Genomic DNA, 15,122 nt, shown 5'->3' with positions numbered 1-15,122 from the left:
TCCGGGGAGCTTCGCACCGGCATTGGGATGAGAGAGGCGTCCGGCCCCCTTCACCCGGGACGGAGTCAATGACCGTTATCGCAGGTCAGCCGCGTGACAACAGCGTAGCGGCAGCCGAGAAATGCGGGGCCTTGATCAGGGTCTCGTGACGGGCATCCCGGTCGACGCGCCTGACACCCACCGGTGGCCTTCTACCGCGGGCTGCTCGGTGCGATGGTCAGGTGGCAGCCGAAGTGTCACGTACGCCGGCTCGGTCTGGAATGCCAGGTAGCCTCGCCCTCGGTGTGCGCAGTCGCACCCGGTCCGGCTCCTTGTACCAGGCAAGATCGGCAGAGGAAACGAAGCACTAGGCCAGGTGCCTGCTGAACCAGTCCGTGGCCAGCTCGGTGACCGATTCCAGGGTGCCGGGTTCCTCGAAGAGATGAGTGGCACCGGGGACGATGGCCAGCTGATGCTCGCAGCTCAGGCGCGCCGCGGCCTGCCGGTTGAGGTCCAGCACCAGGTGGTCGCGGCCCCCGACGATGAGCAGCGTCGGAGCCTTCACCTCCGGCAGCCGGGGGCCGGCCAGGTCCGGCCTGCCTCCGCGGGAGACGACTGCCGTGACGTCCGCGGCGGGCTCCGCCGCGGCCCACAGCGCGGCGGCGGCGCCTGTGCTGGCACCGAAGTAACCGAACTCCATGCCCTGGGTGTCGGGCTGCTCACGCAGCCATTCGGTCGCCTGGGTCAGGCGGCGGGCGAGCAGCGCCGTGTCGAACAGGTTGTCCCGGTTCACCGCCTCGGCCTCGGTGAGCAGATCGAACAGAAGAGTGCCCAGACCGGCGCGGTTCAGCCCGGTGGCGACGAAGCGGTTGCGCGGGCTCTTTCTGCTGCTGCCGCTGCCGTGGGCGAAGAGGACGACCCCGGGGGCGCCGCGGGGTACCGTCAGCCGCCCGTCGAGCGCGGCGCCTGCGGCCGGTATCCGGACCGACCTGTCATAGGGCAGGGAATCGTGCTCCGGGGAGGCGCTGCCCGCGGCCGGCGGCGCGTCGGACGTGGCGTGCGCCGCGCGGTTGTGCTCCAGGCAGGCGATGACCTCCTCGTCGCTCGTCTGCCCGAAGTCCGCGTAGAACTCACCGATCGCGTGGAACTGCCGGGGGGTGTGCAGACAGACGCCTTCGTCCGCCTCGCCTCCGAGGCGGGCCGACCAGTCGTGCGGCGCCACGGGAACCGCCAGCACGATCCGCGACGCGCCGCGGGCGCGCGCAATCCGGCAGGCCGCCAGTGCCGTGGAGCCGGTCGCCAGACCGTCGTCCACCACCAGAACCGTCCGTCCCTCGTACCGGGCCGGCTGCCGCTCGCCCCGATAGCGGCGGGCGCGCTGCTCCAGGACGCCGCGCTCGTGTTCCTCCACCGCCGCCAGATCACGGCCGGTCACGCCCGTCGCCCGCACCACTGCTTCATGGATGACGCGCACGCCTTCCTCGCCGATGGCGCCCATGGCCAGTTCCGGCTGGAAGGGCACCCCCAGCTTGCGTACGAGGCAGACGTCGAGCGGAGCGCCGAGGGCCTCAGCAACCTGCGCAGCGACCGGGACTCCGCCGCGAGGAAGTCCCACGACCACCAGGTCCTGGCTCTTGAGGTGGTGCAGCCGGGCGGCGAGCCGCCGGCCCGCGTCGGTTCGGTCTGTGAAGTACATGGTCGCCTCCCGGGTGAGGTGAGGTCCTCGAGTCCCGACTGTCCGTTGTGCCCACCGGCCGGCCGTTGCCGAGACGGTCCAGAGGCCCGGAGCCGGGTGAGTCCACGGCACGCGTCAACGGCGCGCCGGGCGTATGCGTCGCCGAGCGGTCCACGCTCCCCGTCGGGTGCATGGTCCCGCTCACGCCTGCGGCCCCTGGGACGGCCGGACGGTGAGGGTGTTGTCCGGGTTCCGTTCGACGCGTGAGCCGTAGGCCCGGCTGATCCGGCCCAGACGTCCTGCACCCACCGCGAGTCCTCGACCGTCGCGCGCTCCAGCCGCATCCGCCGGGACCGCATCGGCGCGATGCGCACGTCGTGGAACCTGCCGTCGTCCTGGTCCACGGTGACGAAGTACAGCAGCCGGAGGTCATCCCGGTACTCCTCGCGGCCGCCGATGCCTTCGTAGTCGTTGATCAGGTCGCCGCAGCCATGGGTGATGAGCTTTCCCCGGTACGACTCCAACGGCCGCGGATGGTGCGAGGAGTGCCCGTGCACGACGTCCGCGCCGCCGTCGATGAGCGCATGGCCGAAAGCGGACCTGGTCACGCGGGATGAGGTAGCCCCAGTTGGAGCCCCAGTGGACCGAGACGACCACGATGTCGCGCCCGGCCGCTTGGCTGGACGCAGCCGGGCGGCGATCCCGGCCGCGGCGGCGTCCGACGGCTCGGCGACGAAGTCGACCCCACTGCGCTGGGCCGTGGCGGCCCAGCTGCCGGGTATGCCGCTGGAGGCCATCCCCACGGAGAAGACCAGGACGCGCCGGCCGTCGGCGACGGGGACGATCGCGGGACGCCGGGCCTCGTCGGCGTCCCGACCCGCCCCTGCCGAGCGAGGACCCGCGTCCGCCAGGGCGTCGAGGGTCTCTTGCAGCCCGCGGCGGCCGTAGTCCAGCACATGGTTGTTGGCCAGGGCGCAGACATGCGGACGGGCGGCGGCCAGGCCGGGCAGGTTGGCCGGGTGCATCCGGTAATGGATCTCTTTGTCGGGTGCGATCTCGTCGTTCTGCGTGACGGCGGTCTCCAGGTTAAGGATCCGGGCGTCGGGCGCCGCCGCGGCGAGCACGTCCAGCGCGTCGCCCCAGGGCCAGGGGAAGTCGACCGGATGGGGAATCGTGCCGTTCGCCGCCTCGGCCAGCTCCGCATAGGCGCGAGCGTCCTTGATGTACGACTCCGGCAGCTTCGGATCGCCGGGGTGCGGAAGGATCTGGTCGACTCCGCGGCCGAGCATCACATCGCCGACCAGGAACAGCGTGACGAGGTCACCGCCCATTCCTCCAGGCTAGGCCGGTCCGGCGGGTACTGCTCCCGGGCGGCGAACAGGGACCGCAAGCGTAAGCCCGTCCGCCCGCCCCTTGGGAGCGAGGCCGGGTCGGCAGCCAGAGAGCGACGCCCGGTTCACGCACTCCCCTCGAGCAGTCTCTTCAGCATTTGCTCGTTCCTCGGCATCTCCTTCCGCACATGCGGACGGACGACGAGCGGAACGAGCACCTTGCCGATCTCATGCGCCTCGAGGTCGGGGGGAGATCATCAGGCGCGACCGTTCACCGTCGCCGAGCGGCTCGATCGTCCCTTTCACGTGCCCTCCGGATGGGACCGTCGATGCCGTCGACCCGCCAACTCCTCGGCGGATCCAGCTCGGTCACTCCGAGGTGATCGGGATGTCCCGGCGACCGATCCGCCGGGTCACCACGACTCTCGAACCCACGGCCAGAGGAGCGTCTCCCACGGGGCGTACCGACATGGCACTCTCCTGCCACTCGGGGAGGTACGAGGAATCGGTCACGTTGGAGGAAGACGTCTTCGGGGCGACAGGAGATGTCGACGTTTCTTTGATCGCAGACATTTAATCCCCTTTTAGAAATGCATGTACATAATCCGACGGTGCCAGCGACGCACCAACTCCACCAACCGGACAGGGGCGAACACGGCAACCAGGGGCGCGGGCCGTTTCCGACACCGGGCAGCCGGCAGCGGTGGCGTCATGCGCCGGGCGCGCGGTACTCCACCTTCTGACGGACCGCCTCGTCGATCTCGCCGGGCGACAGCAGGACGACCGTGCTCGTACGCACACCACCGGCCGCCGACACCACCAGGCCCATGGCCGCGGCGGAGGCATTGCCCGGCAGGTCCACAGTGACGTAGACGTCGTCGTCGCCGAAGGCCCAGTACATCGACTCAAGTTGACCTCCAATGCTCTGCACCATGCGATCTACGACCTCGCGACGCGCGGTACCGCCCTCGTCGAGCAGGCCCTTCAGTCCGTCGGCGTTCAACTTGGCCTTGAAGAGGTATTTCGCCATGCCCTTCACCTTTCATGTGCCCGAGTAGTCGCTTCTGCCCCTTGTCTACCTTTCACCACACCCCTCGTCACCAGTAGGCACCCATACGGCCGACCAGCCCGCCTCCACATTGGGATGCGACGCGGCTGTACTCCGGGGGAAGGGGCCCATCCCTGCACATCTCGCCAAGGCAGCACCCGACGGTATCGACGTCCTGCTGGATACCGTCGGTGGCGAGCAACCGTCCGCCGCCCTCGGCGTGGCCCGGCAGAAGGCGCGCGTCACCCCTGACCGGGGCGCACTGGCGCGACTGGGAGGCCCAGCGGATCCGGTCTCCAGTGGCGTTTCGGAGCGCGTGGAGGGCGGCCGACACGTCCGAGGCGGTCGCATCGACCTCGGGCGACCTTGGAGAGAACTCCTCTGCATGGAGCGTGCTTTCCCGTTTTCGCCGTCAGGCAAGTCGCTCTGGCTCACGGGGTCGCGTCCCAGACTTGCGGATCCCTACCGAGGGACATGGGGCCACGCTGGATCCCGCATGATGACAGATCTCGCCGATGCCACCGGACTCAACGGCGCCTTCACTGCTGCGCTGCGTCGGCTTCGGCCCCGCGACACCCAGATCATCGGCCAGCGCAAACGTGCCACTCAGGGCGAAACGGCATATAAACGGATACACCACGCATCGAATGTTCCCAGAGTGTTCCCATCAGGCACACAAAAGGCCCTCCGCGATCTCTCGCGAAGGGCCTTGGAGCCTCTGAACTGGGCTTTTGTGAGCCGCCTTCGGGATTCGAACCCGAGACCTACGCATTACGAGTGCGTTGCTCTGGCCAACTGAGCTAAGGCGGCAGGCTGCGGATGTACGCGTCCTCGCGGGACACGCTCTCATCAGCAGCGGCGCCAAGTCTACAGGGTTCTGGGGGGTGCCCCGGACCACCCCCCAGGTCACCTGCTGTGACCGTGTCAGCAGCGCTTGCCGTCCTCCGGGGCCTTGCCCTCCAGGAGGTAGGTGTTGATCGCCGTGTCGATGCAGTCGCTGCCGCGGCCGTAGGCGGTGTGGCCGTCGCCGTCGTACGTCAGGAGCCGGCCGGACGACAGCTGGTCGGCGAGGCTCCGGGCCCACTTGTACGGGGTCGCGGGGTCGCGGGTGGTGCCGACGACCACGATCGGGGCCGCGCCCTTCGCCTCGATGGCGTGGGGCTTGCCGGTGGCCGGGGTGGGCCAGAAGCCGCAGTTCAGGGAGGCCCAGGCGAAGCCGCGGCCGAAGACCGGGGACGCCTTCTCGAACTCGGGCAGCGCGGCGCGCACTTCCTGGGCGCCGTCGAAGGCGGCCGGGAGGTCCAGGCAGTTCACAGCCGCGTTGGCGAACATCAGGTTGGCGTACGAGCCGTCCGCCTCGCGCTCGTAGTAGCTGTCGGCCATGGCCAGCAGCGGGGCGCCGTCGCCGTCCTGTGCGGCCGCGAGCGCGGAGCGCAGCTGGGGCCACGCGCCGTCGTCGTACATCGCGGCGATCACGCCGGTGGTGGCCAGCGACTCACCGAGCGGGCGGTCCTCACCGGTCGGCACGGGCGACGCGTCGAGCTTCGCGAAGAAGTCCTTGAGCCGGGCGCTCGCGTCGGCGACGGACGTCCGGCCCAGGGGGCAGTCCGCCTGCTTCACGCAGTCGGCGGCGAAGGCCTTGAAGGCAGTCTCGAAGCCGGCCGTCTGGTCGCGGTTCAGCTCGCGTGCCGGGAGCGCCGGGTCCATCGCCCCGTCGAGCACCAGCCGGCCCGTCCGGTCGGGAAACAGCTCGGCGTAGGTGGCGCCGAGGAAGGTGCCGTACGAGGCGCCGACGTAGTTCAGCTTCTCGTCGCCCAGTACCGCGCGCAGGACATCCATGTCACGGGCGGCCTCCGTGGTCGAGACATGGGGCAGGACCTTGCCGGACAGCTTCTCGCAGCCGGCGGCGAAGTTCTTGTACGCCTGCTCCAGCTTTCCGGCCTCCGCCGTGTCGTCCGGCGTCTGGTCGACCTGGGTGTACGCGTCCATCTCCGGGCCGGTCAGACACTCGACGGGCTCGCTGCGGGCGACACCACGGGGGTCGACGGCCACCATGTCGTAACGGGCGCGGACCGGGGCCGGGTAGCCGATGCCGGCGTATGCCTGGAGGTATCCGACGGCCGAACCGCCGGGTCCGCCCGGATTCACGAGCAGGGAGCCGAGCCGCTCGCCCGGCCCGGTGGCCTTGATCCGGGAGACGGCGAGCTTGATCGACTCGCCCTCCGGCTTCGCGTAGTCCAGCGGGGCCTTCATCGTGGCGCACTCGAAGTCGGGCACGCCGCACTCGCGCCAGGCCAGCTTCTGTCCGTAGTACGGCTCGAGGGCCGCGGAGGGCGCCGCCCCGGCCGCTCCTGGTGCGTCACGCTCCCCCGCCGACGGGCTGCCTGGCGTGCAGCCGGAGACGAGGAGGCCGACTGCGGCCAGCGGAAGGGCGGAGGTGCGGAGCAGGCGCCTGGTGTCCATCCAACGGAGCGTAATGCCAGCGGGCGGCCGATGCCGGTCCCGGCTCGCGCGGACCGGCCCGTCGACCGAGCGCAGCCGGGTGCGTGCTCGGGCGGGCGCGCAGCCGGCGGTCCGATGACCGCACAGGTCAGGGGGTCGGCGGCCCCACGCCCGCGCAGGCCCGACGCAGGTTGCAGACCCCGTCAGCCCGCCCGCAGGGAGACCGCCATCGCCTCGACGGCCAGCAGCGGTGCCACGTTGCGCTCCAGTGCCTCACGGCACGCGACCACCGCCTCTATCCGCCGCAGCGTGCGCTCCGGTGTGGAGCTCCGGGCGACGCGGTCGAGGCAGTCCCGTACGTCGCCGTTGGCCAGCTCCACCCGCGACCCCATCTGGAGCGCCAGTACGTCCCGGTAGAAGCTGGTGAGGTCGGTCAGCGCCAGGTCGAGGCTGTCGCGCTGGGTACGGGTCTTGCGGCGCTTCTGCCGGTCCTCGAGCTCCTTCATCGCGCCCGCCGTCCCGCGCGGCATCCGGCCGCCTGCCTGCGCGCCCAGCGCGGCCTTGAGGTCCTCGGTCTCCTTGACGTCGATCTCCTCCGCGACCTGCTTGGCGTCCTCCGCGGCCGCGTCGATGAGCTCCTGGGCGGCCCTGAGACAGCCGCCGATGTCCTCCACCCGCAGGGGCAGCTTGAGCACCGCGGTGCGGCGCGCACGGGCCCGCTCGTCGGTGGCGAGCCGACGGGCACGGCCGATGTGGCCCTGTGTCGCGCGGGCCGCGGCCGCCGCGACGTCCGGCTCGATGCCGTCTCTTCTGATCAGCACGTCGGCCACGGCGGCGACCGGTGGCGTACGCAGGGTGAGGTGACGGCAGCGCGAGCGGATGGTGGGCAGCACGTCCTCGATGGACGGCGCGCACAGAAGCCAGACGGTACGGGGCGCGGGCTCCTCGACCGCCTTCAGCAGAACGTTCCCCGCGCCCTCTGTGAGGCGGTCGGCGTCCTCCAGGATGATCACCTGCCAGCGGCCGCCGGCCGGCGAGAGCTGGGCGCGGCGGACGAGCTCACGGGTCTGGCCGACGCCGATGGAGAGCAGGTCGGTGCGGATCACCTCGACGTCGGCGTGCGTCCCGACGAAGGTGGTGTGGCATCCGTCACAGAAGCCGCAGCCCGGTGCGCCGCCGAGGGCACGGTCGGGACTGGTGCACTGCAGCGCTGCGGCGAACGCCCGGGCGGCGGTGGAGCGCCCGGAGCCGGGAGGGCCGGTGAGCAGCCATGCGTGCGTCATCTTGGACGCGGCGGGAACCGGTTCGCCCGCCGAGTGGGCGGTGACATGCCTGTCGGCGTCGCGCGCGGCGGCGGAGAGCTGCTCCTGGACACGCTCTTGGCCGACCACGTCGTCCCACACGGCCATGTGCCGTCACCGCCTTTCCTGCTGCGGTCTCCCATTGTGGCGGAGAGCACCGACAGCGCCGTCCACCCGCGCACCGGGGAACAGGCCTCGCTGACGGAAGAGGACCGGGCCGACCGGCCCGGTCCTCTTCCGCGGTGTCCGGTGATCCGGAGCGGCTGGTCAGCCGCGCCTGCCCCGGCGCCCGCGGCCGCCGTTGTCCTCGTCGTCCTCGTGCGGGCCGAGGAGTTCGTCCGCAAGCGTCGGCAGGTCGTCGAGCGGCGTCTCCTCCGCCCAGTCGGAACGACGGCGCGGGGGCTCCGACGAGGGGTCCACCTGCGGAAGTTCGGTGGTGCGCTCGTTCCCGCTCTCGCCGTGCGGCTCCTCACGCTCGTCACGGAAGATGCCCCGCGGCACGCGGTCGGCCGGCCCGGCGTCCCGTACGGGCGGCAGGACCGCCGTCTCGTCCGCCGCACGCTCCTCACGCACGGGCGGCAGGACCGCCGTCTCGTCCGCCGCACGCTCCTCACGCACGGGCGGCAGCATGGTCGTCTCCGCCTCGTCCTCGTCCGGGACCTTCGGCAGCTCGCTCGTCGCGTCGTGCGACCCGCCCGGCATCGGGACCTCCTGCGTCACCTCGTCCGGCCTGACGACCGGAGTCGGCACCGTGATCTCCGAGGCGGACGCGGCGGCGGCCTCCGCCACCCGGCGGGCCTCCTCCGCCCGCAGCAGCGCCTCCTCGGCCTTGCGCTGCTTCTCCAGGCGACGCTCCTCGGCCTCCTTGCGCAGCCGGGCCTCTTCCTCGGCCTGCTTGCGCAGGCGCTCCTGCTCCGCCTGGCGGGCCTTCTCCTCGGCTTCCCGGCGCAGCCGCTCCGCCTCGGCACGGCGACGGGCGTCCTCCGCCCGCTGCCGGGCCTCCTCCGCCTGCCGCTCCGCCTCGCGCTGCCGCGCCTCCTCCAGCTCGCGGCGCTTGCGCTCCTCCTCCTCGGCGCGGAGCCTGGCGAGCTGTTCCTGCCGCTCGCGTTCGAGGCGCTCCTCCTCGGCCTTGCGGGCGGCCTCTTCCTCGGCCTTGCGGCGGGCTTCCTCCTCGGCCGCCTTGCGCGCCTCTTCCCGGGCCTCGATCTCGGCCTCGGACAGGGGCAGCAGCTGGTCGAGCCGGTGCCGTACGACGGTGGTGACCGACTCGGGCTCCTGGCCCGCGTCGACGACCAGATAGCGGCCCGGGTCGGCCGCGGCCAGTGTCAGGAAGCCGGAGCGCACCCGCTGGTGGAACTCGGCGGGCTCCGACTCGAGACGGTCCGGCGCCTCAGTGAAGCGCTCCCTCGCGGCCTCGGGCGAGACGTCGAGCAGGACGGTCAGGTTCGGTACGAGGCCGCCCGTCGCCCAGCGTGAGATCCGGGCGATCTCGGTCGGCGACAGGTCCCGGCCCGCGCCCTGGTAGGCCACGGACGAATCGATGTAACGGTCGGAGATGACGACCGCGCCCCGATCGAGGGCCGGGCGGATCACCGAGTCGACGTGCTCCGCGCGGTCGGCCGCGTACAGCAGCGCCTCCGCGCGGTTGGACAGTCCGGCGCTCGAGACGTCGAGCAGGATGGAGCGCAGCCGCTTGCCGACCGGGGTCGCGCCGGGCTCACGGGTGACGACCACTTCGTGGCCCTTGGCGCGGATCCACTCGGCGAGGGCCTCGACCTGGGTGGACTTGCCGGCGCCGTCGCCGCCCTCGACGGCGATGAAGAACCCGCTCGCCGCGGGGGCCTGGGCGGGGTCGGCCCCGCCCCGCACGGCGTCACGGAGGTCGCGGCGCAGCGGCACACCGGACCGGTCGTCGGTCTTGGCGAGCACGATCGCCGCGACGGGCAGCAGCAGAGCACCGACGAGCATCAGCGTGAACGCCGCCCCGCCATGTGCGAAGACGAAGTCCCCTCCTGCCAGCCGGTGGGGGCCGATCGCGGCGGCGAGCAGGGGAGCGGCGACGGCGGCGAGCGCGATGACGACGCGGACGACCGCCTGCAGGTGGGAGGTGAGCCGGGACCTCCGGAACTCCTCCGTCTCCTGGTCGATGAGGACGTGCCCGGTGTTCGCGGCGACGCCCGCGCAGAAGCCTGCGACCGCGGCGAGGAACAGCCCGGTCGCGGTGTCCGGCACCAGGCCCAGCGCGAGCAGCGCGACGCCGGTCACGGCGATGGCGAGGGGCAGCAGCCTGCGGCGGGACAGCGCGGGCAGTACGGCGCCGGCCCCGCGGATACCGGCGCCGGTGCCGCCGATCAGCGCGAGGATCAGCAGCGCGAAAGTGACGGGCCCGCCGCCGAGGTCGACGGCGTGCAGTACGGCGACGGCGGCCGCGGAAGCGATGGCTCCGGTGACCGAGGCGCAGGCGACCACGAACAGCGGTATGCCGCCGGAGCGGCCCTTGTCCGCGCCGTCGCCCGCGGACGGCCTGCGCAGGCCCTCCAGCGGTGAACGCGGCCGGGGTGTCTGGACGCCGGGCAGCTCGACGAAGTACAGGACCGACACGGACGCCGCGAAGAGGCCCGCCGCGAGATACGCCCCGAGAGCTGCCTGGTGCGCGGTGAACCAGTCGATGCCGGTGCCCAGCAGGTTGCCGATCAGGGTGACGGCCAGCAGCGCCGCAGCCGCGACGGGGATGACCGCGAAGCCGGTGCGCAGCCACAGCCTGCGCAGCGCGTCGAGGTGGTCGGGCAGCGGCCGGACCGCCGCGCCCTCCGCCGGCGGGGCGGGCAGCAGCGACGGTGCGGCACCTTCACGGGCCACGGTCCAGAACCGCTCCGCGACACCGGTCAGGAAGACCGTGACGAGAAGGATCGCGAGTGCCTTGTCGGGGACCCAGTCGATCCACAGCGGTGCGACGACGAGCAGCGCCAGGCGCAGTCCGTCGGCCCCGATCATGGTCCAGCGCCGGTCGAACGGGCCCCCGGCTGCCGTGAGCGAGGTCATCGGACCGAGCAGTACGGCTCCGAAGAGCAGCGTCGACAGCACCCGGGCACCGAGCACCGCGGCGACCGCGAAAGCCGCCCCGCGGTATCCGCTCCCGAAGGCGCCCGACGCCACCGCCGCCTGGAGGGTCAGCAGCAGAAGGACGAGAACGGCGAGTGCGTCCGCGACACCACTGACCACCTGCGCGTTCCACAGCCGCCTCAGCGGCGGGTGGCGCAGGAGGGAGCGCACGGCCCGTTCTCGTGAGTCCGTGGCGAGTGTGTCGGAATCCGATGCGTCTGAGGCAGTCTCTGAAGCGGTGTTCTTGACCGCCTGCTGATCGGCTGGCTGCTCGGCTCGCGTCATTCGGCCAGCCTATCCGGACCCGCGTGCTCCCCGGAGCGGTGTCCGAACATACGGGCGCTTTGTGGCAAGGGTGTGAAGTTCCCCTGCCGCGCGGCGCCCGTACGCGGTCGTCCCCTGGAAGGCCTCGCCCGTACGCGGGCAGCCCCTTGCAAGGCCTCGCCCGGCGCGGCCGTCCCCCGTAGGGCCTACTCCTCCGTCGGCGCGGCCGTCTTCCTGGCCGCTGTCTTCGCGGTGGTCTTCTTGGCTGTCGTCTTCTTCGCGGTGGTCGTCTTCTTGGCGGCGGTCTTCTTCGCCGCCGTCTTCTTGGCCGCCGTCTTCTTCGCCGGTGCCTTCTTGGCCGCCGTCTTCTTCTTGGCGGGGCCCTTGGCGCGCTTCTCGGCGAGCAGCTCGTAGCCGCGCTCCGGTGTGATGTCCTCGACGCTGTCGCCGGTCCTCAGCGTGGCGTTCGTCTCGCCGTCCGTCACGTACGGGCCGAAGCGGCCGTCCTTGACGACCACCGGACGCTCGCTCACCGGGTCGGTGCCCAGTTCCTTCAGCGGCGGCTTGGCGGCGGCGCGGCCACGCTGCTTGGGCTGCGCGTAGATCGCCAGGGCCTCGTCCAGCGTGATGGAGAAGAGCTGCTCCTCGTTCTCCAGGGAGCGCGAGTCGGTGCCCTTCTTCAGGTAGGGGCCGTAGCGTCCGTTCTGCGCGGTGATCTCGACGCCTTCGGCGTCGGTGCCGACCACGCGCGGCAGGGACATCAGCTTCAGCGCGTCGTCGAGGGTGACCGTGTCCAGGGACATGGTCTTGAAGAGTGAGGCCGTACGCGGCTTGACCGCGTTCTTGCCCGTCTTCGGGGTGCCCTCGGGAAGGATCTCCGTGACGTACGGGCCGTAACGCCCGTCCTTCGCGACGATCTGGTGCCCGCTGACCGGGTCGGTGCCCAGCTCGAAGTCGCCGCTCGGCTTGGCGAGCAGCTCCTCCGCGTACTCCACGGTGAGCTCGTCGGGTGCGAGATCGTCGGGGACGTCGGCGCGCTGGTGGCCCTCGGCCTCCTTCTCACCGCGCTCGACGTACGGCCCGTAGCGGCCGACCCGCAGCTTGATGTCGTTGCCGACGGGGAAGCTGGAGATCTCCCGGGCGTCGATCGCGCCGAGGTCGGTGACCAGTTCCTTGAGGCCGCCGAGGTGGTCGCCGTCGCCGTTGCCCGCCTCGGAGGCGGCGCCGGCCGCGTCGCCCTCACCGAAGTAGAAGCGCTTCAGCCACGGCACGGCCTGCGCCTCGCCCCGCGCGATGCGGTCGAGGTCGTCCTCCATCCTCGCGGTGAAGTCGTAGTCGACGAGCCGGCCGAAGTGCTTCTCCAGCAGGTTGACCACGGCGAAGGAAAGGAACGAGGGGACGAGGGCCGTCCCCTTCTTGAAGACGTATCCGCGGTCGAGGATCGTGCCGATGATCGAGGCGTACGTCGACGGACGGCCGATCTCGCGCTCTTCCAGCTCCTTGACCAGCGAGGCCTCGGTGTAGCGGGCCGGCGGCTTGGTGGCGTGGCCGTCGACCGAGATCTCCTCGGAGGACAGGGCGTCGCCCTCGGCGACCTGCGGCAGACGCCGCTCACGGTCGTCGAGCTCCGCGTTCGGGTCGTCGGCGCCCTCGACGTAGGCCTTCATGAAGCCGTGGAACGTGATGGTCTTGCCGGACGCGGTGAACTCGGCGTCACGGCCGTCGGACGCCCGGCCGCCGATCTTCACGGTGACGGAGTTACCGGTCGCGTCCTTCATCTGGGAGGCCACGGTCCGCTTCCAGATCAGCTCGTAGAGCTTGAACTGGTCGCCGGTCAGCCCGGTCTCCGCAGGCGTGCGGAAGCGATCGCCGGAGGGACGGATCGCCTCGTGCGCCTCCTGCGCGTTCTTGACCTTGCCGGCGTACACGCGCGGCTTCTCCGGCAGGTAGTCGGCGCCGTACAGCTGTGTGACCTGCGCACGGGCCGCGGAGACCGCCGTGTCGGAGAGGGTCGTGGAGTCCGTACGCATATAGGTGATGAAGCCGTTCTCGTACAGCTTCTGCGCGACCTGCATGGTGGCCTTGGCCCCGAAGCCCAGCTTCCGGGAGGCCTCCTGCTGCATCGTCGTCGTACGGAACGGCGCGTACGGCGAGCGGCGGTACGGCTTGGACTCGACCGAGCGGACGGCGAACGACGCGCCCTCCAGCGCGGCGGCCAGCGCCCGGGCGTTCGCCTCGTCGAGGTGGAGCACCTGATCGGACTTGAGGAGGCCGTCCGAGCCGAAGTCGCGGCCCTGCGCCACACGCCGTCCGTCGACGGTGTTCAGGCGGGCGGTGAGCGTGGACGGGTCGGAGACGTCACCGGCGCGGCCGGTGGAGAACGTGCCGGTCAGGTCCCAGTACTCGGCGGAGCGGAACGCGATGCGCTCACGCTCACGCTCGACGACGAGACGGGTCGCGACGGACTGCACACGGCCGGCGGACAGCCGCGGCATGACCTTCTTCCACAGGACCGGCGAGACCTCGTAGCCGTAGAGACGGTCGAGGATACGGCGGGTCTCCTGGGCGTCGACCATGCGCTTGTTGAGCTCGCGCGGGTTGGCGACGGCGTCCCGGATGGCGTCCTTGGTGATCTCGTGGAAGACCATGCGGTGGACGGGGACCTTGGGCTTGAGCACCTCGAGGAGGTGCCACGCGATGGCTTCGCCCTCGCGGTCCTCATCGGTGGCGAGGTAGAGCTCGTCGGATTCGGCGAGCTGCTCCTTGAGCTTCCTGACCTGGGCCTTCTTGTCGGCGTTGACGACATAGATCGGCTGGAAGTCGTGTTCGACGTCGACGCCGAGGCGCCGCACCTCACCGGTGTACTTGTCCGGCACCTCGGCGGCGCCGTTCGGCAGGTCGCGGATGTGCCCGACGCTCGCCTCGACGACATAGCCGGGGCCGAGATAGCCCTTGATCGTCTTCGCCTTGGCAGGCGACTCGACGATCACGAGTCGGCGGCCGCCCTGTGCGGTCTCGCTGGTCGGGGACAACTTCGCTCTTCTCTCCGGTCGACGCTCGATGGGCGCTCACAGCACTGCGGCACGCGGTACTCATGCCTTGCTGCGCTGCTGTGGCGCGGCTGTCGCTGCGGAGTGTGACGGTACAACCCGCCCCCGTGTCAAACGGCAAAAGCCCGCAACGGCCACTCGAACGGTAACCCGAGTCCAGCCATTCATGCCGCCCGGACCCGGCACGTCGTATCCCGGGCGTCGCCTCAGAGGCGGCTGAAGCACCACACGGCGAGAGTGAGGAAGGCCGCACCGAACAGCATCCCGAAGGTGCCGGCCGTGGCCGCGGTCACGCCGTGCGCGACGGGCCTGCGGTGCGCCAGCCGCGTCCCGGTCCACAGCAGCAGTCCGGTCCCGAACAGGGCGAACGCCGTCCCGGCGAAGATCGCTGGCCCGCTCTCCATGCCTCTACCCGGTCCTTCCCTGATGCCGAGATCCCTACAGGGCGAGGCTGGCACCTCTGGGCATCGCAGGCACGAATTGCGGGTGAACGGCGCGTGGGGTTCACCCGCCCGGTCGCGGTCGACGTCACAGGAAATGCGGCCGCAAAACGAACCTTGGCCGGATTTCCCCGCCGATTCCAGCCAGTGGTGGGTGGGGGACAGGGCGGGGCCGGAGGCATGGGGCGGCGCCCCAGGGCTGCGCCCCAGGGGGCGGGGGCCCGGCCGGCGCGGCGGCCGGGCCCCCGGGGGGCGGGCCCACGTCGGCGGGTGGCCTTTGGGGGCGGGGCACCCGCCGGGGCTGTGACCGCGGGCGGGGCGGGCCGCCGGCGCAGCGCACTTGGGCGGGGCCGGGCACCCGGCAGTGTGGCCACCGGGGCGACGCCCGCCGGCGCGCACCACCGGGGCGGGGGACGGGGAGCGGCGGGCGCACCCGCCGACGCGGTACACCAGGGGCAGACACCCCAGCGTGACACAGTCGGGCCGGGCA

8 protein-coding genes, 1 tRNA gene and 1 pseudogene are annotated in these 15,122 nt (G+C 71.5%); all 10 read right to left on the bottom strand.

The window, feature by feature from the left end:
- Positions 1–346: 346 nt before the first annotated feature.
- Positions 347–1,675 (bottom strand): phosphoribosyltransferase family protein, encoded by a 1,329-nt coding sequence (locus tag OGH68_RS20230; protein ID WP_264245944.1) that lies wholly within the window; start codon positions 1,673–1,675, stop codon positions 347–349.
- A gap of 503 nt (positions 1,676–2,178) precedes the next feature.
- Positions 2,179–2,943 (bottom strand): annotated as a pseudogene (locus tag OGH68_RS20225) (CapA family protein); the annotation flags it as partial.
- Between the two features lie 411 nt (positions 2,944–3,354).
- Positions 3,355–3,558 (bottom strand): hypothetical protein, encoded by a 204-nt coding sequence (locus OGH68_RS36190; RefSeq protein ID WP_319020229.1) that lies wholly within the window; start codon positions 3,556–3,558, stop codon positions 3,355–3,357.
- Positions 3,559–3,694: 136 nt separating this feature from the next.
- Positions 3,695–4,015, bottom strand: coding sequence for a GYD domain-containing protein (locus OGH68_RS20215; RefSeq protein WP_264245943.1), 321 nt, complete (start codon positions 4,013–4,015; stop codon positions 3,695–3,697).
- A gap of 754 nt (positions 4,016–4,769) precedes the next feature.
- Positions 4,770–4,843 (bottom strand) — tRNA-Thr (locus OGH68_RS20210).
- 114 nt (positions 4,844–4,957) lie between these two features.
- Positions 4,958–6,496, bottom strand: coding sequence for an alpha/beta hydrolase (locus OGH68_RS20205; RefSeq protein ID WP_264245941.1), 1,539 nt, complete (start codon positions 6,494–6,496; stop codon positions 4,958–4,960).
- A gap of 182 nt (positions 6,497–6,678) precedes the next feature.
- Positions 6,679–7,884 carry a DNA polymerase III subunit delta' gene (locus OGH68_RS20200; RefSeq protein ID WP_264245938.1) on the bottom strand — a complete coding sequence of 402 codons (1,206 nt, stop codon included), beginning with the start codon at positions 7,882–7,884 and terminating at the stop codon, positions 6,679–6,681.
- Positions 7,885–8,043: 159 nt separating this feature from the next.
- Complete coding sequence (gene tmk / locus OGH68_RS20195; protein ID WP_264245933.1) at positions 8,044–11,163, bottom strand: dTMP kinase; 3,120 nt, start codon at positions 11,161–11,163, stop codon at positions 8,044–8,046.
- A 185-nt stretch (positions 11,164–11,348) separates the two neighbouring features.
- Positions 11,349–14,174 (bottom strand): type I DNA topoisomerase, encoded by a 2,826-nt coding sequence (gene topA / locus OGH68_RS20190; RefSeq protein WP_264245932.1) that lies wholly within the window; start codon positions 14,172–14,174, stop codon positions 11,349–11,351.
- Between the two features lie 224 nt (positions 14,175–14,398).
- On the bottom strand, positions 14,399–14,596 hold the full coding sequence (locus OGH68_RS20185; protein WP_264245929.1) for a hypothetical protein: 198 nt from the start codon (positions 14,594–14,596) through the stop codon (positions 14,399–14,401).
- Between the last annotated feature and the right edge of the window lie 526 nt (positions 14,597–15,122).

This window comes from Streptomyces peucetius, from assembly GCF_025854275.1.
Taxonomy (GTDB): domain Bacteria; phylum Actinomycetota; class Actinomycetes; order Streptomycetales; family Streptomycetaceae; genus Streptomyces; species Streptomyces peucetius_A.
Note: the sequence above shows the minus strand (reverse complement) of the source record. Positions and strands in the feature narration are given on the sequence as shown.